Source organism: Ruegeria sp. AN11 (assembly GCF_056536005.1).
On sequence record NZ_JBQFJD010000002.1, the window covers coordinates 347,257 to 370,535 of the forward strand.

Below are 23,279 nucleotides of genomic sequence, written 5' to 3' on the forward strand. Positions count from 1 at the left end.
TGTCAGCCCCGCATCAACTCTCCTTTGGGGTCGTAGTACGGCGCAAACTGAACCCTGAGCGGGTACATTTCCCCGGCGATTTGAACGTCAAAGCCGCCCTCGTCGATCCAGGCCTTTGTGACACCTTCCTCATGGTGCAGGCTGGCCAAACCGACCATCGCCTGCAACCGGAAGCCCCAGTCGCCCGAGGTGACATGCCCCACAATCCTGCCGTTCTTCCACACAGGCTCGTTGTGAATCAGATACGGACCGGTTTCAGCATCCAGGTCGTCAACTTTGCAGGATACGGTGCGGTGCGCAGTCGCGGCACCGCCAGCCTTCTGTTCAGTCAGAACGTCCATGCCAAGGAAGTCTTCCTCTTTGTCCAAAGCCACCGCAAACCCCAGCCCGGTTTCATAAGGCGTGTCATCCTCGGCGATATCATGCCCGAAATGTCGGAAGCCCTTCTCGAGCCTACACGCGTTCATGGCGAACATTCCCATATGGAGCATTCCGTGCGGTTTGCCCGCCGCAATCAGCGCTTCATAGACACCAGCGACGAACTCGGTGGGTATCATCAGCTCGTACCCGAGTTCACCAATGAACGAGCGCCGAATGGCCCACCCTCGGGCATAAGCCATGTCGATTTCTCGCGCCGCGCCAAAGGGGAAGGCCTCGTTCGACAGGTCATCGCCCGAGATGGCAGACAGAATGTCGCGCGATCTTGGACCGTGGATCGTGATCAGGCCATAGCCCGAGGTCGCGTCGAGCTCCTCGAACCGCCAGCCCGGTTCGGCGTGATCCTTGATCCATGCCTGATCGCGCATCTGGCTGGGATGGCCTGTAATCACCATGAAACAGTTCTGTGCAGTTCTGGTCACGGTCACATCGGCCTCGATCCCGCCGCGCGCGTTCAGGAACTGGGTGTAGACCGAGGTGCCGACCGCGACATCCATCTGCGCGCCGCAGACCTTGTTCAGCGCTTTGACAGCGTCCGGACCCTGCACCTGAATTTTCGAATACATTGATTGATCGATCAGCACAGCAGCATCCCGGGCGGCCAGACATTCGGCGCTGACGTGCGGTGCCCAGTCTTTGCGCCGCAGACTCGGTTCTTCGTTCCAACCCTTTTTTTCGGGGTCGTAGTACATCGGCACCTCCCAGCCGATCCGCTCGGCAAATGTCGCGCCTGCCTCTTTCAGCCGATCATGCAACGGCACCCGACGCACGCCGCGGGCCGAATGGACCTGCCGTCCGACCCAGTTGACGCCATAATGGAAGCCCACTGACTCGGCGCTGCGGTCATGATTGTATTTGGTATTGCGCTGGAATGGGTGCGCCCGGCGGGCCAGCATCGGGCCCATGCCCCGCGACGGAGCGCCGTCGGTCATCCATTCCGCCATTGTCAGACCAACACCACCCGAGTTAAGGATTCCGTTCGAGTTCATGCCGGCGGCGACAAACAGTCCTTTGATTTCGCTGGTCGGACCCAGATAGGGACGTCCATCGGGTGTAAAACTCTCGGGCCCGTTGAAAAATGTCTGTATGCCCATCTCGCCCAGTGCAGGCATGCGTTCGAACATCTTCTCAAGATTCGGTTCGACGTGTTCCATGTCAAACGGCAGCTCGTCGAATTCGAAGTCTTCGGGGATGCCGTTCCTGCCATAGGGCTTGCCATGCTTTTCGAATGACCCGATCAGCAGCTTGCCAGTGTCTTCTTTCCAATAGGTCCGCTCTTCGGCGATGTTCAAAATCGGCTGGGTCCTGAGCAGGCCGTCCACAAGTTCGGTGACAATATAGAAATGTTCAGTCGCGTGCAGCGGCACGGTTACTCCGTGTGCCTTGGCAAACAGGTGGCTCCACATGCCGCCCGCCAGCAACACCTTGTTGGTCGCAATCACGCCCCATTCTGTGTCGACACCAACCACCTTGCCATCCCGGATGACAAGACGATCAACCCTGGTGTTTTCGAACACCTGTGCCCCCATGGCCCGCGCGCCCTTGCTAAGCGCGACCGTGACGTCAAGCGGGTTCACCTGGCCATTCGACGGAACAAAGAATGCGGATTTCACGTCATCGGTTTCGATCCATGGCCATTTCTCTTTCAACTCGTCGCGGGACAGCATGAAGGTCTCGATCCCCATGCGGGCTGCGTGGTCGTGGCTGCGCAGCAGTTGTTCGTGGCGCACATCGCCGATTGCCAGATTGATCGTGCCGTTTGGCTTGTAGCCGGTCGCCTGTCCGGTTTCGATTTCCAGATCGCTGAAAAGGCGCGCTGTATATTTGCCCAGCTCGGTCTGTGCCGTGCTGTCGCGTAACTGCCCGACGATCCCGGCTGCATGCCAGGTTGTTCCGCTGGCGATCTTCCGCCGCTCGACCAGAACTGCGGGAACGCCGCGCTTTGCCAGATGATACAGGGTCGAGATGCCGATGATACCACCACCGATGATCACTACAGGCGCTTGTTCAGGAAAAGGGTCGGGCATCAAAACAATCCTTCAGTCTGCAAAGCAGCCGATCTTCGGGGTTTCGGATCACGAACGCCGTGGGGTCAGGCTTTGCCGGATCCACCCCGCGCTATCGGGTCTTGTGTGCCAAAGAATGGTCAGGAATCACAATTGTTCGCACCGTTGGTGCGAATAACGCACCATTCCTTCATCAGGGCCTTGGTGCGCCAGTCAGTGCGATTTCAAGCTTTTCCACTGCGGTTTGGAGAAGCACGGCAAGTTCCTCTGTTCGGGCTTCATCCAAACTCGCTTCGGGAACGGCAATGGCAACGGTACCTGCAGGATCTTTGCCATCGGTGAAAAACGGCATCGCTACGCTGGCAACGCCGATGTCAACTGCATTGCGACTGCAGGCAAACCCTCGGGCTCGGGTCTCCGAGATCAGCTTCCTGAGCGTCTCCAAATCCGTCACGGTGTACGGCGTCAGCTTTTCCCGTTTGAGTGCCAACAATTGCTCGCGCGTCTGATCCGAACAGAACGACAAATACGCAAGACCCGAAGACGACGAATGAAATGGGTAGGAATCCGCGGGCCGCAGGTTGATCACATTCCCACGCGGCGGCAATGTGAAGGCCGCGGTCGCCATCCCCTTGTCGCCGGGAATACCGACATGCACTGTTTCATTTGCCTGGGCGGACAACCATTGAGATACGATTTGCGTTGCTTTCACCATCGGAACGGTGGCCTCTCTCAACCTGGCCAGCGAGAGAAATCCGTGGCCCAAACGGTATTTTCGGTTCTCAGGGTTCTGTTCGATGAACCCATGACTGATGAGTGAGACCAGCAGCCTGCGCGTGACCGCCTTGTCTTGCCCTGTTGCCCGCGCCAGGTCGTTCAGACCGATTTCGAGGCTTTCCAAAGAAAACTGGCGCAGCAGCAGCATGGCTTTGTCGACAGTTTTCATTTCGATCTCCTCTCAAAGGCATAATCCAGAAATGACAAGACAATCATGCCACCGCACCCTCGTCTGCATGTCAGAACGTGACTAAGACGCCCAGTCGATGCTGAACTCCTCACGAAAAGCAAACCGCGCCAGGTGGGCTTCGATCACCTCTTGCCACCGGGCAAGGTCGCCCCGGGGTCCGGTTGCGGCCGAGATGGTCAGGCTGTTTTCGTCCGCCGTCAGCGTGACAGCATTGCCGCTCGCAAAGGCCACACTCCCTTGGGTGTCGTCAAAGAAAACTTCGGCCTTGTGGGACCAATGCTTGCACAGCTGCTGTAGATATTTGCTGCCAGCACTTGTCTGTGCAACGCCCGTGACACTTTGGTCCGGCAACAACGCCAGCGCCGCGTCGGCAGCGCCGCGTATAGCCGAGGCAAACAGGGTTACATCAATACTTGTCGCCAGAAAGGTCACGCCCAGATCCAGGCATTGGCGTTGCATTCCGGGGTCGAGTGTCAGGATACCCGCAGCCTTGCCAGCGGCGGTGATCCGCGTCAGGGCATCAAAAATCGCCTCGACCACATCGGGATGACTGGCGTTACCCAGGTGGCCCATATCCGCGGCAAGATCGGCAGGGCCAATAAAAACACCGTCCACATCCGTTGTCAGTATGTCATCCAGAGCGGCCATGCCCAGTCGGTTCTCAACCTGAACCAGCAGGCACACCTGTTCGTCCGCTGTTGTAAGGTAGTCCGGAATTGCGCCAAATCGCGAAGCCCGCGCCATTGATGATCCAACCCCCCGGACACCTTGCGGTGGGTATTGCACAGCCCGAACCAGTTGCCGCGCCTGATCGCCGCTTTCGACCATCGGCACAAGAATGGTCTGCACCCCGGCATCGAGATATTGCTTGATCATCCAGGTCTCGCCAATCGGCAACCGGGCCACCGGATGGCTACCCGAACCGTCGATAACGCGCACTTGCTCCAATACCGTGCGCAGGTCATTGGGCGCATGCTCACCATCCACCAATAGCCAGTCGAACCGTGATGTGGCCGCTATTTCAGCGGCATAGGCATCGGCCATACCCAACCAGCAACCGATCTGAGGTTGCCCGGCCTTCAGTGCGGCTTTGAACGGGTTCTGTGGCGCGGGCATTCTTAGCCTCCTCTAAGCGAATTGTATGTCGACCGAGCCGAACGAGCCGAAATCGGCGTGGATTTCGGTGCCCGAAGGACATTCGACAGGGCGAATGAAGCTACCCGACAGGATCACCTGGCCCGGCTCGATGCTCTGACCATATTGTGCCACGCGCCGGGCAAGCCAGACAACGCTTTCGACAGGATCATTCAGAACACCTGCACCCAGGCCGGTTTCTTCGATTTCGCCATTGCGGAATGTCAGTGCGCCGACCCAGCGCAGATCGAAAGTGTCGATGGCGTGGCGTTCTGCACCCAGTACTATGCCGGCATTGGCGGCGTTGTCGCTGATCGTGTCAAACACGGTGCGCGCCTTGCCGGTCTTCGGATCTACCCGCTGAATGCGAGTGTCGAGGATTTCGATGGACGGCGCGACATAATCAGTCGCAGCAATGACGTCTGCGCGGGTGACATGTTCCCCGGCCAAGGCGGTTTTCATGACAAAGGCGATCTCGGCCTCGATCCGAGGCTGGATGAACCTGCTCGCAGGCACTGAGCCACCATTTTCAAAGGCCATGTCATCGAACAGGATGCCACTGTCGGGAATGTCGATATTCAGCGCATATTGCATCGCCTTCGAGGTCAGCCCGATCTTCCAGCCAATCACCTTGCGCCCTTCGGCCAGTTTGGCGCGATGGATGGCGTTCTGCACCGCATAGGCATCGTCCATGCCCATGTCGGGATGCCGCAGTGTCAACAGACCGATCTGTTCGCGCGTCTGCTCGGCCCGCAACAGATCGGCGGCCGCGCGAGCGTGATCTTCAGGGGTCATACCTGTTCATCCTCGACGATGTTGCGCAGTGTGCCGATGCCGTCGACAGAAACCTCGACCACATCGCCGGGGATCAGGTATTTCGGCGGGTCAAACCGTGCACCTGCGCCGGTTGGCGTCCCGGTGACAATGATATCGCCGGGCTGTAGCGTCATGAAGGTCGAGATGTACTCGATCTCGCGCCGGATCGGGAACATCATACGATTCAACGTGTCGTCCTGACGCAACTCGCCGTTGACATGCGTCTGAATGCGGGCGTCGTCCAATTGGACCGCGTCGGTGAAAGGCACCAGCCAAGGGCCAATCGCGCCGGTTCTGTCCCAGTTCTTGCCCTGTGTGACGTTGAATTTGGCGTGGCGCACCCAGTCGCGGATCGTACCCTCATTGCAAAGCGTGAGTGCCGCGATGTGATCATAGGCGTCGTCTTGCGAAATCCTGCGGCCCGCCTTGCCAATCACGATGGCCACCTCGCCTTCGTAATCCAGCGTGTGGTTCTCCGGCGGGCGGATCAGAGGGCGGTCATGTCCCGTAAAGCCACTGGCAAAACGCGGGAACAAAGACATGTATTTCGGTTGCGCGCTGCCATCCTTGTATTCCGCGTTGCGGTCAGGGAAGTTCACGCCGACGCAGAGGATACGGCGGGCGTCGGGCATCACCATTTCATAGGTGAAATCTTCGTGAGTTTCGGGTTTGCCGTTCGCTTTTTCGACCAGTTGGTCGAACGCTCCGGCGGCGATAACTTCGTACAGACTGCTGTGGTTTGGAAATTCGCCATTCAGCGCAATTGCGCCGTCCTTGGTAATGGCACCGAAAAAGGTTGCGCCATTGGCGGTGTAAGTTGCAAAGCGCATCAGGCCTCCTCGGCGGCCTTGCTGCCACCCATGCAGAGAAAACATACCATACGAACCCGCGTCCCGACCTCAGACCGAGAAGCTGATGTTGGCCTGCCCCGTGCCGGAGCTTCCGAAATACGGTGTGTAAACATCGATCTGGCCCTTGTAGCTGCCCCAACCCAGCGCGCCGAAAAGTAAGGCGGTGTCGTTCATCGCGCACTCACCCGTGCATTTCCTGGCGTAGTCGGGAAGCATTTCCAAAAACTCTTCAAACCGACCCTGTTCCCACAGCTCCAGTACACGCATATCCATCTGACGATTGAACTCGCCATTCACGGCGTTCAGCCCTTCGACCGAGCGCTCGTTGGGCGTAAAGTCATGGCTCAGCGAACCCGATGCGAGAATTGACACATTGCGGTCGGATCGGCGGATACCTTCGGCGATGGCCTCGCCCCAGACACGGTTTTCAGCAATCGACGAGAACTGGTTGACCGCGACGGGTAGCACCCGCGCATTTACACCGTCATTGATGAAATGCATGGGCAAAAGGGTGCCGTATTCCATGCCCATATCGGGATGTGAATGGCCAAGGGCCCTCTCCCCCCGCTCACGCAAGACGTCTAGGATGGTTTCCCCCAATTCGTGATCCCCGCGATAGTCAAACTCCATGTCCGCCAGCATGTGCGGCAACTCGTGGCTGATGAAACGGCCTTTGTGGTGCTCTTTCGTGTTCAGATGGAAACCCTGATTGGTGATCCAGTGGGTGTCGAACACAACAAACGTATCTACCTTGCGGTCAATTGCATCCTGACGCAGGCGCGCATATCCGTCGATGGCAGGTTGCCGGATGCCTTTGTATTTCGGCATCGTGTGGGACATCCAGATGCTGGGCACATGCGTGATTTTCGCGGCCTGTACTATCTTTCCCATGACGGTTCCTCCTTATGATCGTGACGTAAGGCCTGACAGCCAGAATGTCCTATGGTCCGAGCGTTTGATGGACCAATGATGCGCACTTCCTGATTCAACTATAGTCAGCCAACCCCTGCCAAGGGATCAGGCTGCACGATATTATTTCCCAAGTTGCATGATCTTGTGCTGACCGGTGGCAAAGCCAACATGTTTTTGTTCCATGTAGAATTCAAAACTCCAGTCGCCGCCGTCCCGGCCGATACCCGAAGCCTTGACGCCGCCGAAGGGCGTGGGCAGGTGGCGCACATTTTCCGAGTTCACCCAGATCATACCTGCTTCCAGTTTGTCCGTGAACCGCAGGGCACGCGTCAGGTCGTTGGTCCAGACGTAACCGGTAAGGCCGTAAGGCGTGTCATTTGCGATCTGTAGCGCCTCTTCTTCGGTCGAGAATGGGATGGACGTCAGAACCGGACCAAATACTTCCTCGCGCGCGATGCGCATCTGGTTGTTGGCATTTGTAAACAAGGTTGGCCGCACGAAATACCCTTCGTCCCCCACTTTGACGCCGCCGGCTGCGATAGTCGCGCCATCGTCTTTGGCGATGTCGAAATACGAGGTGACTTTATTGTAGTGCTCTTCCGTTACCAGCGGGCCGATCTCGGTCGCCGGGTCCAGTGGGTGACCGACCTTGATGTTGTTCACGCGTTCTACCAGCTTGGCCTCGAACTCGTTTTTGATGGTGTCTTGTACCAGCAAACGCGAAGACGATGTGCAACGTTCCCCATTGATCGAGTAGATCATGAAAATCACGGCATCCAGCGCGCGGTCCAGGTCGGCGTCATCGAAGACAATCACCGGGTTCTTACCGCCCAGTTCCAGATGCATCCGCTTGAGCGTATCCGCGCCCTGCTTTGTGATTATGCTGCCGGTGCGGCTTTCTCCGACAAAAGCAATGGCCTTGATCAGCGGATGTTCGGTCAACGCCTTACCGGCATTCGGTCCAAAACCGTTCACGGTGTTCAGAACACCCTTGGGCAGACCGGCCTCTTCCGCGATTTCGACCAGTAAACGCGCCGACAGCGGTGAATCTTCGGCCGGTTTGTGAACGACGGTACAACCCGCTGCCAGTGCCGGTGCGATCTTCCAGGTCGACAGCATGAACGGCGTGTTCCACGGAGTAATGACACCCACCGGGCCAATTGGAACGCGGGTGGTGATGTTCATCAAGGTCGGTGACTTAAGATGCTGTCCGTCCCTTGCCTGCACCACCTGATCAGCGAAATAACGGAAGTTCTCGGCACCGCGCAGCGCCGCCTTGGACATGAAACGCAGGGTTTGACCGGTGTCCCAGCACTCACACAGGGCAATTTCCTCGGCACGCGCCTCGATCGCGTCGGCCACGTTCAGCAGGATGCGGCGGCGTTCGGTGGCGGGCATATCGCGCCACGCGGCGAATGTTGAATGGGCTGCCTTGGCCGCCGCATCGATGTCATCCGCCGTCCCATAGGCCACATCGCAGATCACGGACTTGTCCACTGGCGAAGTGGATTGAAACACCCCCGCCGCCCCGTCGCGATCTTCGCCCGCAATGCGGTTCTTGATGCCTGTCTCTTTGAACCGGGCCAGAAACCCCGCCAATTTTTTGATATTGGTGTCCAAGGCGCTCATGGTTCAGGTCTCCTGCTGGGTTGCAGCCAATTGGTCCCGGCCCAAATGCTCTCTGATAGTGCCGGTCTTGGGCGAAAGGTCCGGATCGATGTCACGCATCTCAAGCGACAGAGCGATGGAGTGCTTCGAAAAGGCCGGTTCAAGATACGCCCTTGCCGCTTCGAATATGCGCTGCGTTGCGTCCTGCTTGACGTCTTGGGGGCGACCGGCGCGCAGTCGGATCGAAATATCGACGAAACCATGCGCCGGGTTCCCGTCGGCAATGGAATAGTGATCGACCCGCGTGGCGCGTACGCGAATACCTGCCACCGGAAACATGTCAATTGCGGCGGCCGTTGCGCGCACACACTCGCACAAACCATCCATATCGACCCAGTCTTCAAGGTTGCCAGAGTAATCGATGTGGAAATGCGGCATGGTTCCCTTTCCCTTAATTAGTAAACATGTTTAGTATTTTCGTCACCACGTGTCAAGAACTTGACTTGTTAATCTTTGCAATTCCGGAAGCAGCGCTCTAGAAAACGGCATGACCACACAAAGCCACACCAAAAGCACTTCCCGCGCGCTTCCGATTGCGCTGCTGCGTGCCCGCGAAACAGTCATGGCGCCCATTCGGGACATGTTGAACAACATTCAGCTTACAGAGCAGAAGTGGCGCATTCTTCGCGTTCTGGACGAATTTGGTGAAATGGAACAAAGCGCCATCTCGAAAGAGGCCTGTCTTCTGTTGCCCAGCCTCACCCGCATTCTGCGCGCCATGGAAGCAGACGGCCAGATTACACGTCGCCAGGACAGTCAGGACAAGCGCCGGTCGATGGTGAAGATCACGGATGCAGGTCGTGGAATCCTGACCGAGAACCTTCCGACATCACTGGCAATCTATGATCGCATTGAAGAACAGATGGGTCAGGACAAGCTGGACGAACTTTTGGACCTGCTTGAGGAGTTGCAGGCCGTCAAGGTCTGACCCCGGCCAAACCGGACGGGGCCAGCCACACATCTACAGCGTCGACAGACCGGTATCCAGTGCCGACAGGATCTTGGCCACATCATCGGACGTAATGACCAGCGGTGGCGACAGAATGATGTTGTTGCCCGACACACGGACCATCACGCCATCTTCGTATGCCGCCTTCTGCACCTGCAAGGGCAGATGCTTGGCAATCGGCGCCTTGGTTGCACGATCAGATACCAGTTCCAGCGCACACATCAGGCCCTCGCCCCCGCGCACATCTCCGATTGCGTCGTGTTTTTCAGCCAGTTTTTTCAATCCGGTAAAAAGTTCTTCACCGCGGGCCGCGGCGTTTTCCCAAACACGCAGACGATTGATTTCAGACAGAGCCGCCAGTGCAGCCGCTGCGCCGACCGGATGGCCGGAATAGGTATAGCCCTGATCGACTGACGCCATACCAGTGTTGTCGCTTTCAAAAACCTCGGCGACTGCGCCCGAAATCATTGCCGCACCGAAAGGGAAGTAACCGTTGGTGATCGCCTTGGCTGTCGTCATGATGTCGGGCTGCACACCCCAATGCCGCGCGCCGCTTTCGCTGCCGGTACGACCAAAAGCAGTGATGATCTCGTCCGATATAAGAAGAATACCGTTTTTCGAACAGACCTCGCGCACCATCGGCATGAAGCTTTTGTGTGGTGGGATCACGCCGCCTGCGCCCAGAACCGGCTCCATGATGTATGCGGCGACGGTATTTGCCCCCTGGAATGCGATCTCGGCCTCCAGCGCCTTGGCGCAAAGCTGCGCCAGACGCTCGGGGTCTGTTTCGTCGAACGGATTGCGATAGGTCCACGGCGCGGGCACATGGAAACAGCCCGGCATCATCGGCTCGTAAACCGCGCGGAACTTCTGGTTGCCATTGACCGAAGCCGCCGCGAAATGGGTGCCGTGGTATCCTTGCTTGAGGCTGATGAACTTGGTCCGGCCGGCTTCGCCTCGCACTTTGTGATACTGTCGCGCAAGCTTCAGCGCGATTTCAACTGAATCCGATCCGCCCGAAGTGAAAAAAGCTCGGGTCAGACCATCAGGCTCGAAAAACTGCGCCAACTCATAGGACAGTTCAATCGCCTTGTCGTTGCTGGTGCCCCGGAAGGTCGAGTAATACGGCAGCGCATTCAACTGATCGGTAATGGCCTGCTTAACCGGATCACAGGAATAACCCAGATTGACGTTCCACAACCCGCCAACCGCGTCGATGGCCTTGTGGCCGTCTATATCGATGATGCTGACCCCTTCCCCTCCGGTCAGGATGGTGGGCGGATTGTTTTGACTGTCGGCAGGATGTGCCATCGGGTGCCAGAAATGGCGCGCGTTGTTTTCCTTCAGGAAATTGGAGTCTTTCATATCACGGGTCTCCGAGGATCTTGTCCGCCCATCGGTCAGGGCTGGAACGCGGTTGGGAAGTTTCGCGGAAACTGACCACCGAAATTCGCAGTCAGTTCGAGCGAAAGGGAATGCAATGTCGTCAGGATCAAAGGCAGGTGATCGCCGTTTGCACGAATTTCAGGCACCGCAATTGCGATTGTGCCTATCGCCACCTGATCAATTCCAAAGACAGGCGCAGCGTATCCATAAACGCCTGCTTCAAACCCGCCTGCGCTGTTTGACCAGCCCTTGCGCCTGATCTCAGAAACCCGTTCACGTATCAGGTCAGGGGACACCAGGGTTTCCGCTGTGTAGGACGTCAAGGCCTGGCGATCCAGATCTTCAAGCAGGTGAGCGGGGCCAAAACTCAGCAGGCACAGGCCGGAGGCCGTTGCATTGATCGGCAGAATTTCCGCCGGATCAAGGCTGACCCGCACGGTGTACCGCGTGGTTTCCAGCGCCAGAGCGGTCTGCAATTTACCTTGTTGCAGCAGCGAAAGGTGCATGCTTTCGCCGATTACTTGCATGGCGGACTGCATCCTTGCGCGCGCGCCTTCAAGCCCCGGATTTGCGATTTCCCGCAGCGCGGCAAGACGCACCACAGCCGGTCCGATCGCATAGGACTTGGAGTGCGGGTTTTGTTCGATCAGGCCAAACTCTTCCAATGCGCGAAGGTGGCGCAGAGTCGTTGCCTTGTTCATACCGGACAGCCGGGCAAGGTTGCTCAGACCGATCTCCGGCTGAGCACTTGAAAACAACTCGAGCAATTTCAAAGCATTAAGAGCGGTGCCCATGCGCTTTTCTCTCCTTCGCACGTAATACTTGACAGAAAGCATTTAACAAAGCAACATTATTGTTGTTACTTCGGTTCAAATAATGAACCAAGCCAGGGAGGCGTCAATGAAAAAAATTCTAACCGCTGCCGTTTTTGCAGCCTCTGCAACAGCAGCACTTGCTGAATACCCGGAAAAGCCGGTGACCTTTGTGGTTCCGTGGCCTCCGGGCGATCTGGAAGACGTGTTAACCCGGATGATCGCAGATGAATTCCAGGCCATGTACGGCGTTCCGGCCGCGGTTGTGAACAAGCCTGGCGGCGGAGGCGGCCCCTTCCCCGGCGCGGTTGAGGTCGCAACGGCTCCGGCAGATGGCTACACCATCGGATCCTTCGTTATTGGCGTTCCTGTCATCGGGCCCGAGATCGGAATCCCGGAGCTGAACCCAAATCCATTCGACCCTATCGGAATTTTCCTGACCTATCCGTTCGTTATCGCATCCAGCAAAGATGCGCCATTCTCGAATTGGGACGAACTTGTAGCGCACGGTAAGGAAAACGATGTGGCTCTTGGCCATTTCGGCTCGGTCCTGCCGCCCACACAGGTTACGTTTGCGGCTGCGGTGAGCAGCGGCTTCGACTTTGCAAGCGAAGCGGCGTTCGACGCGCTGGACTGCAACACATTGGCGTCAGGTGACGTGGACGTCATCAATACCACGCTGCAACTCGTGCTGCCCTGCCTCGACAATGTGAACATTCTGGCCAGCATCGGTGGTGAACGAATTTCGCTTGTACCGGACACACCAACGGTTGTCGAAATGAACCCGGACCTGCCGCTTGCGTTGTGGAACGGGTTGTTCGTGCACAAGGACACTCCGGCAGATGCCCGTGAAAAGATCACTGCCGCCGCGCAAAAGGCGTTGGAGTCCGACAAGGCCAAAAAGCTGGCTGAAGAAACCGGTGCGTTGATCTATTGGCAGGACCCTGACGCGTCAAATGCGCAAATCGAACAGGACAAAGCGTCGTTCGCGAAAATCGAAGAGATTCTGGGCGAATAAGCACCTAACAGGGCGCGGGTGGAAAGCCCGCGCCTTGTTGCATGTCGGGGAGGGACATGATGATTGCAAAAACGCTTCAGGACATGTTCAGAAGGTATCGCCGACCTGGCGACATCATCTTTGCCGTCTTTTTCCTTGCCTTCTCGTTGTTCCTGCTCAGCCAGTTGGGCACCGAGACAAAGTTGGTAAAGCGCACCAAGTGGTTTGCGCAGCCGTCGCTGTGGCCGACCATCGCCATATGGGGCATGGTGATTTTCAGCGCCCTGCATCTGATCGGCTCAGCCGTTTCCCCCCGTATTCCCGGGCGCTGGAGAGAGCTAACTTTTTGGCTCATGTCTCTTGAATATGTTGTCTATTTCCTGATCTACGTGGTGGCCGTGCCGTGGCTGGGGTACTTGCCCTCGACCATGCTGTTCGCCGCTTTTCTGGCCGCGCGCACCGGTTTTCGAACGCCCGGCACAATCGGGATTTCACTGCTGTTCGGCGCCAGCGTCGCCATTCTTTTCAGAGCATTTCTTCAGGTGAATATCCCGGCAGGTCGGGTTTACGAGTTCCTTCCGGACTCCGTCCGCGTCTTTGCCCTGACCTATCTGTGAGGCCGCTATGGACAATCTGATTTCCGGCTTTGCAATTCTGGCCCAATGGCAGGTTTTGATCGCACTGCTCATCGGGTCTGTTGGCGGAGTCATCATCGGCGCACTGCCCGGCGTCGGGGCGGCTGTCGCCATCGCCATTCTGCTGCCTGCTACGTTCGCCTTCGAGCCTATTGTTGGTCTGACCCTGCTGCTGGGTATCTACGGCTCATCGATGTACGGCGGCGCAATCCCTGCAATTCTGATCAACACGCCGGGCACGGCAGTGAATGCGCTGACAACCTATGACGGTTATCCAATGACAAAGCGGGGCGAGGGCCATCGCGCGCTGTCGCTGGCTTATTCCGCGTCGTTCTTTGGCGGCATCTTCTCGATCCTCTGCCTGATCATCCTGTCCCCGGTTCTGGCATGGGTCGCCCCGCATTTCGGCAGCCGCGAGATCTTTCTGGCCGCGTTTCTGGGCATCCTTCTGGTGATCCTGGCCCATCGTGGCCAGACATTTTCGGCGGCAATGCTGGCCTTCTTCGGCATCTTCCTGAACACGGTCGGGCTGGAGCCCGTCAAATACACAAAGCGTTTTACGTTTGACCAAAGCTGGTTGTCTTCGGGGATCGACCTTATTGTCGTTGTGCTGGGTTTGTTTGCCATCAGCCAGGCGCTATTGCTTCTGGTCGACAAGGAACACGCGCCCGGTGAGGCGCATGTTCGAGGCAACATCTTCGCCGGCCTCAAAGAACTGTTGGGCATCAAGCGCATCGCGACGGTGTCGTCTTCGTTAGGTGTCCTGATGGGCATGATTCCCGGAACCGGCGAATTCACTTCGCAATTCCTGTCCTACACCTATGCGCAAAAAAGCTCGAAGACTCCGGAAGCTTTCGGCAATGGCTCTCCTGAAGGTCTGGTTGCCTCTGAGGCTGCGAACAACGCGGTACCAGGTGCCGCAATGATCCCCTTGCTGGCGTTGGGTATCCCGGGCGAGGCGCTGACGGCAATGATGCTGTCGGTCTTTTATGTCCACAACGTAGTCCCCGGGCCGCAACTGTTTGCCGAGCAGATGGATTTTGTTCTGGCACTGTACATGTCGCTGATCCTGCTGAACGTGATCGTTCTGGTCTTTCTGTTGTTTTCGACAAATCTGCTGCTGAAGATCATTCAGATCCCGACCCGGTTCCTGGGCATCATGATCCTGACCTTGTCTTTTGTCGGGGTGTTCAGCCTGCGCAATTCGGTCACCGACTGCGCCATTGCGGCAGGGTTCGGAGTGTTTGGTCTGATCCTCAAGCGTCTGAACCTGCCGATCGTGCCGATCATTCTGGGCATGGTTCTGGGCGGCATCATGGAGGTCAAGCTGCGCAGCGCCATGGCGCGGGTCAAAACGCCGCTCGATTTCATTGACAGGCCAATCGCAGCGATCCTGTTCATCATGATCCTGGGCATCATTCTGCTGCACATCCGCACGCTGGTGAAGGAACACAAGGAACGGATCAAACCGCAGCCGATTGGCGACGAAGACTCGACACAGCAAGGATAACCCTCATGGACCAGTCCTCGATTGATGCGCTGCGCGCGCAGGAAATCTCCCCTCGCGGTCATTTCATCAATGGCGCCTATCAGGCCGCAGAGAACGGCGCGCAGCAGGAAGTGTTGTCGCCCATCGACGGTCAGCCCCTGACACGCATTGCCGAGGGAACGCTTTCGGACGTTGACACGGCGGTGCACGCCGCGCGCCTGGCGTTCGAAGATGGCCGCTGGTCCCGTATGTCGCCTGCTGGCCGCAAGAAAGTGCTGCTGAAGCTGGCCGATCTCATCGAAAGCCACGCACTCGAGATCGCCGTTATGGGCGTGCGTGACAACGGAACCGAGATCAACATGGCCTATAAGGCCGAGACGCTCTCGGCCGCTGGCACCTTTCGCTATTATGCCGAGGCGATAGACAAGGTCTACGGTCAGGTCGCCCCGACCGGACATGACGTACTGGGACTGATCCACCACGCTCCGGTGGGTGTCGTGGGTGCAATCGTGCCTTGGAACTTTCCGCTGATGATCGGAAGCTGGAAGATCGCACCTGCTCTGGCTGCGGGCAACTCCATTGTTCTGAAACCGGCAGAGAGCGCCTCTCTCAGCCTGTTGAAAATCGCCGAACTTGCGGCTGCGGCAGGCGTTCCGGACGGCGTGTTCAACGTTGTTACGGGGCGCGGATCAGTCGTGGGCGAGGCGCTGGCGCTTTCGATGGACGTGGACATCATGGTGTTCACAGGATCAGGTGCAACGGGCCGCCGTCTGCTGGAATATTCCGCACGCTCGAACCTGAAACGCTGCTATCTGGAACTTGGCGGAAAATCCGCCAACATCGTCTTCAACGATGCCCCCGATCTGGCCGAGGCCGCGAAGGTTTCGGCAGCGGGTATCTTCCGCAACTCGGGACAGGTCTGCGTTGCGGGGTCTCGCCTGCTGGTGCAGGAAGACATCTATGAAGACTTCGTGGCCGAAATCTCGCGCCACGCCGAGAGTTTCCTCGTGGGTGATCCGCTGGATCTGAACAGCCAGATCGGCGCCGTTCACAGCCTGCCCGAGCTGGAAGCCAATCTGGACTTCGTCACCAGGGCCGAAGCTGAAGGTGCCGTACGCCGCACCGGCGGTTACCGTATCCTGACCGAATCCGGCGGCTACTATATGGTGCCGACGGTGATGGCGGGTGTGAAAGAGACCGATAACCTGTTTCAGAACGAGGTATTCGGCCCGGTTCTTGCGGTGACACCCTTCAAGGACGAGGAAGAAGCGATCCGCCTGGCCAATGCCACTGTATACGGGCTTGCTGGAGGCGTATGGACGTCAAACCTCAGCCGGGCGCACCGCATGGTGGCAGGCGTGCGGGCGGGTGTCGTGCATGTGAACACTTATGGCGGTTCCGATCTGACGGTGCCGCTGGGCGGGGTACGTCAATCGGGCAACGGGCACGACAAATCACTGCACGCTCTTGAAAAATATGTGGACTTGAAAACAGCCTGGATAAAGCTCTGAAATGTTGTCTGAACAATCCGCAGAACTGATCGAACGCAGAACCAGGCTGCTGGGTCCCAACGTCTCGACCTTTTATGACGAGCCTATTCATTTCGTGAAAGGCGAAGGCGTCTGGCTGTGGGACGCCGAAGGGCGCAGATACCTGGATTGCTACAACAACGTTCCACATGTGGGCCACTGCAACCCGCGCGTGGTCGAGGCGATCTGCCGACAGGCAAGCACGCTCAATACGCACACGCGATACCTGCATGGCGGTATTCTTGATTATGCAGAAAGGCTGACCGGAACAATGGATGTCTCGCTGGACACGGCGATCCTGACCTGTACCGGATCCGAAGCCAATGACATCGCCCTGCGCATGGCCGAGGGCATGACTGGCAGGCGCGGCATCATCGCTACCGATGCGACCTATCACGGCAACACCTCACTGGTCAGTCAGTTGAGCAAATCGAACATCCCTGCCGTGGGTTTTGGACTGGGCCAGTATTTCCGCTTTGTCGAAGCGCCCGACAGCTTTCGCAACCCGGACCCGGACGGCACCAGGTTCGCGGATGCGGTGGCCGAACAAATCGCCGAACATGAGAAGTCCGGTCTTGGGTTTGCGGCCCTGATTGTCTGCCCGTATTTCCTGAACGAAGGGTTCCCGGACCATCCCGATGGCTGGCTGAAACCCGCCGCCGATATTGTCCGCAAGGCCGGAGGGCTGCTGATTTGCGACGAGGTACAATCCGGTTTTGGCCGCACCGGCACCCATATGTGGGCGCATCAGAAAATGGGCGCGGTGCCGGATATCATGACACTTGGCAAGCCGATGGCCAATGGTCACCCGGTGGGTGGTGTCGTCACACGCACTGAAATACTGACCAAATTCCGCAAGGGCTATCGCTATTTCAATACGTTTGGCGGCAACCCGGTCTCGTGCGCAGCGGCCATGGCCGTGCTGGAAGAGATCGAAGATAAGCAATTGCTGGAAAACGCCAGAACGGTCGGGAAACACGCCCGATCGCGCATGGGGGCTTTGGCCCGGAAGTACGAGTTCATCGGCGACGTGCGCGGCTCGGGCCTGATCTTCGGAGCGGAGATGGTGCTGGATCGGGACAGCAAGGAACCGGCCAGCGCCTTCACCGACCGGGTGATCAACGAAATGCGGCAGCGTGGGATCATTCATTCCAAGCTGGGACATCACAAGAACACTCTGAAAATCCGCCCTCCGATGCCTTTCTCGGTCGAGAATGCCGACTTGCTGTTTGACACGCTGGACGACGTTCTGGCCGAAACACCGATTTGCTCATGATAGACGCGGCAGAAAAGGCACTGGCGCTTTGGGGGTTTCAAGACGCAGTTTGCACGTTGGCAGCGGCCCGCGAAAACCACGTTTATCAGGTACAGCTGGATGGGCGCAGCTTTGCGCTGCGATTGCATCGTCCCGGCTATCGCACAGATGCCGAACTGTGGTCGGAACTGGAATGGATGGGTGTGTTGGCCGCAGAACATGTCGGGGTACCCGAACCCATTGCCAGCATCCGGGGCAACTTTCTCGAGGTCATTGAGAACATGCAGGTCGATGTTCTGACCTGGTTGCCGGGGCGGCCACTGGGGTCCACAACAACCGGGATCGACCACGAAGACCGCATCGGCCTTTTCCATTCCTTGGGCCGGGAAATGGCCCGCCTGCACTCCATCAGCGACGAGTGGGAGCGCCCTGCAGGGTTTTCGCGCTGGTCCTGGGACCGACCGGGATTGGTCGGTCAGGAACCCGTTTGGGGCCGGTTCTGGGAAAACCCGACGCTTGGCGACGAAGATCGAGCGCTGTTCATGCGCTTCCGTGAAAGGGCAGAGCGGGATTTGAAACGCATTGAATCGGAACTGGACTATGGCCTGATCCATGCGGATCTGGTCCGTGAGAACGTAATGATTGCGAATGGTCAGGTCTCATTGATCGATTTTGACGATTCCGGTTTCGGTTTTCGCCTTTTTGACATCGCCACCAGTATGATCAAAAACCTCGCGGAACCCGATTGTGATCGACTGCAAGCTGCGCTTTTGGCCGGATACCGATCACAGCGTCCGATTGACACGGACCATCTTGATCTGTTTCTGGCAGTGAGATCGGCAACTTATGTAGGCTGGGTTTCGACCCGGTTGCACGAAGATGGCTCAGAAGATCGGAACAGCCGATTTGTGGAAAACACCAGAAAACTGGCGCGCCGATACCTCAGGTTAAACGTTTGACATGGAGCCTCAATTTCGAGGTCGTCCACGCTCGCCAGCCGACTCCCAACTTTGAAGTGGCACCGCAAAATTCAGGCCTAACCCACGTTCGGGTTCCTGTTTCATTTAGGCTTCGGATTGGACCGTCCCGTATAGGTCGTAATGACGCGGCCCAATCACGTCAATTAGGCAACGGAGCCTGCATGTCGCGGTAGCCTCACAGCCCAAGTCGGCATAGAGAGGTTAAGAATAGAAAACGCATAGCGTTAACGCCGCTTTCAGGAGATCAAAAATGGTAAGTGACGAAAAGGACCAGCGGCTTTTGAAGCGCGGCATCGAGGACACTCTGGTTACCGATTTCGCAACCAAGCACCGCAGCAGCTATGGAGACTTTCTGGAACTCAAGACCCTGCTGAGCATTCAGAAGACTTTTCAGGACCCTGCGGAACCGGATGAGCTGTTGTTTGTGATCATTCACCAAGTCAGCGAGCTTTGGCTGAAACTGATGCATCACCAACTTGTGGAAGTCCGACGTTTTCTGCGCCAGGACGCCTTTGGTCCCGCTCTCAAGAACATTGATCGGATCAAGGCAATCCAGCGTCAGCTGATTGCGGCCTGGGAAACGCTGCTGACCATGACCCCGGCAGACTACATGACGTTCCGCGATGCGCTGGGAAGTTCATCGGGTTTCCAGAGTTATGGCTATCGCCAGATCGAGTTCATTCTGGGCAACAAGGACACCTCAACGCTCAAGGTTCATGCACACGACCCCGAGGTCATGGAGGAGTTGACCGCAGCGTTGACCAAGCCGTCTTTGTACGACGAGGTCATCATGATGCTGGCGCGTCAGGGCTTCGATGTTCCGCAGGACCTTGTCGAACGTGATTTTTCCCAGCCATATGCGGGTGATCCGCGCATTGTGAAAATCTGGGTCGAAGTTTACAGGAACAAAGACAAGTATTGGGACTTATATGCCCTGGCTGAAAAGCTGATGGATGTGGAAACACTGTTCCAAAGATGGCGCTTTGACCACGCAACAGCCGTTGAGCGGGTCATCGGAATGCAACCGGGCACAGGCGGGTCCAGCGGTGTCGCCTTCCTGAAAAAGGCGCTGGAGCTCAAGTTCTTCCACGACTTGTACGACATGCGTTCCGAGCTTTTCTATGCGGGCGGAGAAAAGAAGTGACCTATCACGGGTTTTCCCCGGACGAGCTGGAAAGACAATACTCGCCAAGTGTCATGGTTGGCGGAGATATCTCTCATTATCTGGCGGCCTATGCGGATATGAGTGCAGCCGCACGTGTCGAGCTGGAAGTGCTGGAATACCAGAAATATGGGGACCTCGAGTCCAATGTTTTAGATTTCTTTCCCGCAAGCAAAGCCAACGCACCGCTGCACGTTTTCATCCACGGCGGGTATTGGCAGGCGCTCAGCCAGCGTGAGTCAGCTTTGGTCGCGAAGCCGCTGGTTCGCGCGGGTCAGGCCTTTGCAACACTGAATTATACACTGGCCCCCAAAGCGCGTCTGGACGAGATGATCACGGAATGCGGCCGGGCGCTGTTGTGGCTTGCAGAACGGGCCGAGAAACTGGGGTTTGACCCCGGCCGGATCACTTTGTCCGGCCACAGTGCCGGGGCGCATCTGGCAGCAATGGCACTGAACCGCTTTGGCGAAGAAATGAAGCAGGCGGGTTTGGTGATCCGAGACCTGGTTCTGATCAGCGGCATCTATGATCTGGAGCCGATCGCGCAGACATCGGTCAACAACCCCCTGCAGTTGACCGACGACGATATCCTCAGCCTGTCACCGATCCATCACCTGCCACCGGCGGATGTTCGCACCCGCGTCACAGTCGCCGAACGTGATACACGCGAATTTATCCGGCAAAGCCGGGATTTTGCTGCCCTACTACGCAAGGCCGGTCGGGATGTATCATTTGAAGTGCAAAAGGGGATGCACCATTTCGATATTATTATGCATCCAAACAGCTTCTTCCCGGCACCCAGAACTCAGGTATAGCAGCAGGATAAAGGCATCTTAATCTCATAGACACCCACTGCCGGGACCCGTGAATTGCGTGGCAGCACTTCCGGCATGCCCTCGCCAAACATCCGTTCCAGCACGTTTTCGTGGCGGTTTTCCGACAATATGACGGTGCCGAAAGGCGAAGCAAAACGTTGTAACACGGTTGACTCTCGCGGAGTTGGCTTGGTTTGCGAGATGGGAATACGCACGTCGTTGCGGCCTTCCGGTTCGTCGGTCGGATAGTCTTCTTTCCGCCGCTTTGTCAGCGACATGGTCATCAGGACCAGCACCACCATCAGGGGCAGCGACAGCTTCCGCGCACCTTCTGTACCGCCCCGAAATTGACAGGTGTAAGACCATATTGTGCGTCTTACAGATCGGGCATCAGTCCGAGGCCAACCACCGCGACGAGGAGGACTTAAATCACGAACAATTATCGTGCCACTTCAGTTTCCTCTCTAAAGTTCAATGTCTCAACAAGTGAATAGTGATGGGTTTGTCCAACTTGCCTAAACGTCAGAACGACGTCTATTGCCTCTGTTGCGCCAGCATTTCCCGGGATGCTGACTGTTTCCGTGCCTTGTGAACCGGCAATTCACGTCAGTTCCTCCAGCGGACCAAAGACCACATTAGGACCTAAATCTCTTTGAAAACCGAAACCTGAGATTGAAGTCGAGTTGTCCAGAAATGCTCAATGTCTCGTTTGACAGGCGTTACAGCACTGAAAGGCTGATACCCGAACCATTTAAGGGCAACTTTGTGCAGAACATTGGAAGCCGGATCAGCAATAGTGCTTGTTCCGGGACATTCCGCCGATCCCCGGATTCATGCTGTTCGTGGGATCCACAGATTTGTAGAAATCAGCCAGATCGGGTTTGGCGGGGTACAGATGGCCGACATTGTGCTCGGCGGGGTATTCGGCGCCGCGACGGTCGAGGATCTTAAGCATCTCGGTTTTGATCGCCTTGGGATCAGCACCTTTCTTCACAATATAGTCCTGGTGCAGAACGTGGCACATGAAGTGACCATAATACAGCTTGCCCACAAGTTGCTTTGCCAGTTTCGGCGGCAATTCTTCGAACCAGTCAGTGTCATTGCGGCGTAACGCTATGTCGAGCGCAATGATGTCTTCAACTTCATGCGCATGTACCTTCATGTAACGAATGGCGGCGCCAGCCGCTGCAAAACGGTGCAAACCCGCGATTTTGGCTTCGCGCGGATCACACTCAAAATAGTCCAGCTTTTTCTTACCCGCCATATCGCTGAGCAAGGCACGGGCCTCGTCGATACCGCCGTCGCGCATTTTCAAGATCAGGTGGTGCGGGTATCGCTTGCGAAATCCGCGCATCCGCTGCGGGAGGATATCCGGCCAGAATCGCATCGCGAACTGCATGAAGCGGTCGGTGAAGTTTGTCAGACCGGGAATACCTTCAAGCCGCGCATCTACGGCGCCCTTGATGGCAAAGAAAGCCGGCAGCCGGTCCGTTCCCAGCTTGTCGATCATTGCCATGGTATCCTTGCCGTATCGGTCCGAGATATCGAAAACCTCCTCGTGCATGTATTCAGCGCTGACCGGCAAGGTCTTGAATGTCGACAGGATGCAGCGGCGCAATTCTGTCAGGGCTTCGGTATCCTCTGCGCCAATATAGAACGTGCGCTCAATGTCGTTCTTCGGGTAGGTGTCCAGCCGGACTGCAAAGACAGCCAGTTTCCCGGCGCAACCGGACGCTTCGTAGAGCCGCGACTTATCGGCATTGAAGCGCGCCGGTGTATCCGCGTCGACATTCCGCACGCGCCGGGCATAGTCTGTGTCCGAGGCTTTTCGGTTGTCGGTTTCAGTATCGCCCGGCCCGAAGTCGCCCTGTTGCAAGCGGGTCAGAATCTCTTCGACCGTGTCGCCCAGGTGGATGCCCAGATGATTGACCAGCTCCAGCGTTCCCTCCTGCGCAATACGCGCGTATAGAGACAGTTCGGTATAGGATGGGCCACGTTCGACCAGCGACCCACCCGAGTTGTTGCACACGCCCCCGACAACCGACGCACCGATACAGGACGACCCGATCACCGAATGCGGTTGCCGTCCGATCGGGTCCAGCAGCTTTTCCAGTGCAAAAAGGGTCGAGCCAGGCAAACTGATAACCTGTTTGCCTTCGTTTATCAGATGCAGGCCGTCCATCCGGCGGGTGTTGATCAGCACAACATCGCGATCATAGCGCCCCTTTGGAGTGGAGCCTTCGGTCAGCCCGGTGTTGGCCGCCTGCATGATGACGATCTTGTCCGCCTCAACACAGGCCTCAAGCACCTTCCATTGTTCCAGCAATGTGGCGGGCCGCACCACCGCCAGCGCGTCCCCTTCCCCCGATCTGAATCCCCGGCGAAAGCGGCGGGTGCTGCGGGCGGTTGTCAGCACATGACGCCGCCCGCAAATGGCCTGAAAGCGCTTGATCAGATCGGTATCGGTCATCCGGAACT

At 57.2% G+C, this 23,279-nt stretch carries 21 protein-coding genes; 9 read left to right on the forward strand and 12 right to left on the reverse strand.

The window, feature by feature from the left end; translation table 11 throughout:
• Window positions 1-2: 2 nt before the first annotated feature.
• From ACR3EQ_RS21495 to ACR3EQ_RS21530, 8 genes are all read right to left on the reverse strand, one after another.
• Window positions 3-2,465 carry an FAD-dependent oxidoreductase gene (locus ACR3EQ_RS21495; protein WP_170611279.1) on the reverse strand — a complete coding sequence of 821 codons (2,463 nt, stop codon included), beginning with the start codon at window positions 2,463-2,465 and terminating at the stop codon, window positions 3-5.
• Window positions 2,466-2,637: 172 nt separating this feature from the next.
• Complete coding sequence (locus ACR3EQ_RS21500; protein WP_170611280.1) at window positions 2,638-3,390, reverse strand: IclR family transcriptional regulator; 753 nt, start codon at window positions 3,388-3,390, stop codon at window positions 2,638-2,640.
• An 81-nt stretch (window positions 3,391-3,471) separates the two neighbouring features.
• Window positions 3,472-4,527: an aldolase/citrate lyase family protein gene (locus ACR3EQ_RS21505; RefSeq protein ID WP_170611282.1), complete on the reverse strand. Its 1,056-nt coding sequence runs from the start codon at window positions 4,525-4,527 to the stop codon at window positions 3,472-3,474.
• A 12-nt stretch (window positions 4,528-4,539) separates the two neighbouring features.
• Entirely contained in the window at window positions 4,540-5,340 is an 801-nt protein-coding gene (hpaH, locus tag ACR3EQ_RS21510; protein WP_480492046.1) for a 2-oxo-hept-4-ene-1,7-dioate hydratase, read from the reverse strand.
• Entirely contained in the window at window positions 5,337-6,191 is an 855-nt protein-coding gene (locus tag ACR3EQ_RS21515) for a fumarylacetoacetate hydrolase family protein (protein WP_480492048.1), read from the reverse strand. The genes hpaH and ACR3EQ_RS21515 overlap by 4 nt, the downstream gene beginning before the upstream one ends.
• A 69-nt stretch (window positions 6,192-6,260) precedes the next feature.
• Entirely contained in the window at window positions 6,261-7,103 is an 843-nt protein-coding gene (gene hpaD / locus ACR3EQ_RS21520) for a 3,4-dihydroxyphenylacetate 2,3-dioxygenase (RefSeq protein ID WP_170807578.1), read from the reverse strand.
• 141 nt (window positions 7,104-7,244) lie between these two features.
• On the reverse strand, window positions 7,245-8,753 hold the full coding sequence (gene hpaE / locus ACR3EQ_RS21525; protein WP_480492050.1) for a 5-carboxymethyl-2-hydroxymuconate semialdehyde dehydrogenase: 1,509 nt from the start codon (window positions 8,751-8,753) through the stop codon (window positions 7,245-7,247).
• Window positions 8,754-8,756: 3 nt separating this feature from the next.
• Entirely contained in the window at window positions 8,757-9,170 is a 414-nt protein-coding gene (locus tag ACR3EQ_RS21530; RefSeq protein WP_480492051.1) for a 5-carboxymethyl-2-hydroxymuconate Delta-isomerase, read from the reverse strand.
• Between the two features lie 109 nt (window positions 9,171-9,279).
• Here ACR3EQ_RS21530 and hpaR point away from each other — a divergent pair, with 109 nt between their 5' ends.
• The gene (gene hpaR / locus ACR3EQ_RS21535; protein ID WP_480492053.1) at window positions 9,280-9,720 is read left to right on the forward strand and encodes a homoprotocatechuate degradation operon regulator HpaR; all 441 of its coding nucleotides are present in this window, start codon (window positions 9,280-9,282) and stop codon (window positions 9,718-9,720) included.
• Window positions 9,721-9,753: 33 nt separating this feature from the next.
• Here hpaR and ACR3EQ_RS21540 read toward each other — a convergent pair whose 3' ends face one another.
• Complete coding sequence (locus tag ACR3EQ_RS21540; RefSeq protein WP_480492055.1) at window positions 9,754-11,106, reverse strand: aminotransferase class III-fold pyridoxal phosphate-dependent enzyme; 1,353 nt, start codon at window positions 11,104-11,106, stop codon at window positions 9,754-9,756.
• 35 nt (window positions 11,107-11,141) lie between these two features.
• Complete coding sequence (locus ACR3EQ_RS21545; RefSeq protein WP_170611298.1) at window positions 11,142-11,921, reverse strand: IclR family transcriptional regulator; 780 nt, start codon at window positions 11,919-11,921, stop codon at window positions 11,142-11,144.
• Window positions 11,922-12,027: 106 nt separating this feature from the next.
• On the opposite strand from ACR3EQ_RS21545, the gene ACR3EQ_RS21550 reads away from it, so the two are divergent.
• The 8 genes from ACR3EQ_RS21550 (at window position 12,028) to ACR3EQ_RS21585 (ending at window position 20,801) form a co-directional block, all read left to right on the forward strand.
• A complete protein-coding gene (locus ACR3EQ_RS21550; RefSeq protein ID WP_170611300.1) occupies window positions 12,028-12,957 on the forward strand; it encodes a tripartite tricarboxylate transporter substrate binding protein in 930 nt (309 codons plus the stop codon).
• A 56-nt stretch (window positions 12,958-13,013) separates the two neighbouring features.
• Window positions 13,014-13,553 carry a tripartite tricarboxylate transporter TctB family protein gene (locus tag ACR3EQ_RS21555; protein WP_480441575.1) on the forward strand — a complete coding sequence of 180 codons (540 nt, stop codon included), beginning with the start codon at window positions 13,014-13,016 and terminating at the stop codon, window positions 13,551-13,553.
• A 7-nt stretch (window positions 13,554-13,560) separates the two neighbouring features.
• Window positions 13,561-15,081, forward strand: a complete 1,521-nt coding sequence (locus tag ACR3EQ_RS21560; RefSeq protein ID WP_170611302.1) for a tripartite tricarboxylate transporter permease — start codon at window positions 13,561-13,563, stop codon at window positions 15,079-15,081.
• A gap of 5 nt (window positions 15,082-15,086) precedes the next feature.
• Window positions 15,087-16,571: an aldehyde dehydrogenase gene (locus ACR3EQ_RS21565; protein ID WP_170611304.1), complete on the forward strand. Its 1,485-nt coding sequence runs from the start codon at window positions 15,087-15,089 to the stop codon at window positions 16,569-16,571.
• Window position 16,572: 1 nt separating this feature from the next.
• Window positions 16,573-17,865, forward strand: coding sequence for an aminotransferase class III-fold pyridoxal phosphate-dependent enzyme (locus ACR3EQ_RS21570; protein ID WP_170611306.1), 1,293 nt, complete (start codon window positions 16,573-16,575; stop codon window positions 17,863-17,865).
• Complete coding sequence (locus tag ACR3EQ_RS21575; RefSeq protein ID WP_480492058.1) at window positions 17,862-18,803, forward strand: phosphotransferase enzyme family protein; 942 nt, start codon at window positions 17,862-17,864, stop codon at window positions 18,801-18,803. Before ACR3EQ_RS21570 ends, ACR3EQ_RS21575 begins: the two co-directional genes overlap by 4 nt.
• A 271-nt stretch (window positions 18,804-19,074) precedes the next feature.
• Window positions 19,075-19,968 carry a tryptophan 2,3-dioxygenase gene (locus ACR3EQ_RS21580; RefSeq protein ID WP_480492060.1) on the forward strand — a complete coding sequence of 298 codons (894 nt, stop codon included), beginning with the start codon at window positions 19,075-19,077 and terminating at the stop codon, window positions 19,966-19,968.
• Complete coding sequence (locus tag ACR3EQ_RS21585; protein ID WP_480492062.1) at window positions 19,965-20,801, forward strand: alpha/beta hydrolase; 837 nt, start codon at window positions 19,965-19,967, stop codon at window positions 20,799-20,801. Before ACR3EQ_RS21580 ends, ACR3EQ_RS21585 begins: the two co-directional genes overlap by 4 nt.
• Here the strand turns inward: ACR3EQ_RS21585 and ACR3EQ_RS21590 are convergent.
• Entirely contained in the window at window positions 20,792-21,103 is a 312-nt protein-coding gene (locus ACR3EQ_RS21590; RefSeq protein ID WP_480492063.1) for a hypothetical protein, read from the reverse strand. The two genes, ACR3EQ_RS21585 and ACR3EQ_RS21590, sit on opposite strands and share 10 nt — an antisense overlap.
• A gap of 485 nt (window positions 21,104-21,588) precedes the next feature.
• Window positions 21,589-23,271, reverse strand: coding sequence for a D-lactate dehydrogenase (gene dld / locus ACR3EQ_RS21595; RefSeq protein ID WP_480492065.1), 1,683 nt, complete (start codon window positions 23,269-23,271; stop codon window positions 21,589-21,591).
• Window positions 23,272-23,279 lie beyond the last annotated feature (8 nt).

What these genes read in the sequence shown, in the direction of transcription:
- ACR3EQ_RS21500 (WP_170611280.1), bottom strand. Translation starts at nt 3,390, where the DNA reads ATGAAAACTGTCGACAAAGCCATGCTGCTGCTGCGCCAGTTTTCTTTG.
- hpaE (WP_480492050.1), bottom strand. Translation starts at nt 8,753, where the DNA reads ATGAGCGCCTTGGACACCAATATCAAAAAATTGGCGGGGTTTCTGGCC.
- ACR3EQ_RS21555 (WP_480441575.1), top strand. Translation starts at nt 13,014, where the DNA reads ATGATGATTGCAAAAACGCTTCAGGACATGTTCAGAAGGTATCGCCGA.
- ACR3EQ_RS21530 (WP_480492051.1), bottom strand. Translation starts at nt 9,170, where the DNA reads ATGCCGCATTTCCACATCGATTACTCTGGCAACCTTGAAGACTGGGTC.
- ACR3EQ_RS21560 (WP_170611302.1), top strand. Translation starts at nt 13,561, where the DNA reads ATGGACAATCTGATTTCCGGCTTTGCAATTCTGGCCCAATGGCAGGTT.
- ACR3EQ_RS21495 (WP_170611279.1), bottom strand. Translation starts at nt 2,465, where the DNA reads ATGCCCGACCCTTTTCCTGAACAAGCGCCTGTAGTGATCATCGGTGGT.
- hpaR (WP_480492053.1), top strand. Translation starts at nt 9,280, where the DNA reads ATGACCACACAAAGCCACACCAAAAGCACTTCCCGCGCGCTTCCGATT.
- ACR3EQ_RS21590 (WP_480492063.1), bottom strand. Translation starts at nt 21,103, where the DNA reads ATGGTGGTGCTGGTCCTGATGACCATGTCGCTGACAAAGCGGCGGAAA.
- hpaD (WP_170807578.1), bottom strand. Translation starts at nt 7,103, where the DNA reads ATGGGAAAGATAGTACAGGCCGCGAAAATCACGCATGTGCCCAGCATC.
- hpaH (WP_480492046.1), bottom strand. Translation starts at nt 5,340, where the DNA reads ATGACCCCTGAAGATCACGCTCGCGCGGCCGCCGATCTGTTGCGGGCC.
- ACR3EQ_RS21570 (WP_170611306.1), top strand. Translation starts at nt 16,573, where the DNA reads ATGTTGTCTGAACAATCCGCAGAACTGATCGAACGCAGAACCAGGCTG.
- ACR3EQ_RS21540 (WP_480492055.1), bottom strand. Translation starts at nt 11,106, where the DNA reads ATGAAAGACTCCAATTTCCTGAAGGAAAACAACGCGCGCCATTTCTGG.
- ACR3EQ_RS21545 (WP_170611298.1), bottom strand. Translation starts at nt 11,921, where the DNA reads ATGGGCACCGCTCTTAATGCTTTGAAATTGCTCGAGTTGTTTTCAAGT.
- dld (WP_480492065.1), bottom strand. Translation starts at nt 23,271, where the DNA reads ATGACCGATACCGATCTGATCAAGCGCTTTCAGGCCATTTGCGGGCGG.
- ACR3EQ_RS21505 (WP_170611282.1), bottom strand. Translation starts at nt 4,527, where the DNA reads ATGCCCGCGCCACAGAACCCGTTCAAAGCCGCACTGAAGGCCGGGCAA.
- ACR3EQ_RS21515 (WP_480492048.1), bottom strand. Translation starts at nt 6,191, where the DNA reads ATGCGCTTTGCAACTTACACCGCCAATGGCGCAACCTTTTTCGGTGCC.
- ACR3EQ_RS21565 (WP_170611304.1), top strand. Translation starts at nt 15,087, where the DNA reads ATGGACCAGTCCTCGATTGATGCGCTGCGCGCGCAGGAAATCTCCCCT.
- ACR3EQ_RS21575 (WP_480492058.1), top strand. Translation starts at nt 17,862, where the DNA reads ATGATAGACGCGGCAGAAAAGGCACTGGCGCTTTGGGGGTTTCAAGAC.
- ACR3EQ_RS21580 (WP_480492060.1), top strand. Translation starts at nt 19,075, where the DNA reads ATGGTAAGTGACGAAAAGGACCAGCGGCTTTTGAAGCGCGGCATCGAG.
- ACR3EQ_RS21550 (WP_170611300.1), top strand. Translation starts at nt 12,028, where the DNA reads ATGAAAAAAATTCTAACCGCTGCCGTTTTTGCAGCCTCTGCAACAGCA.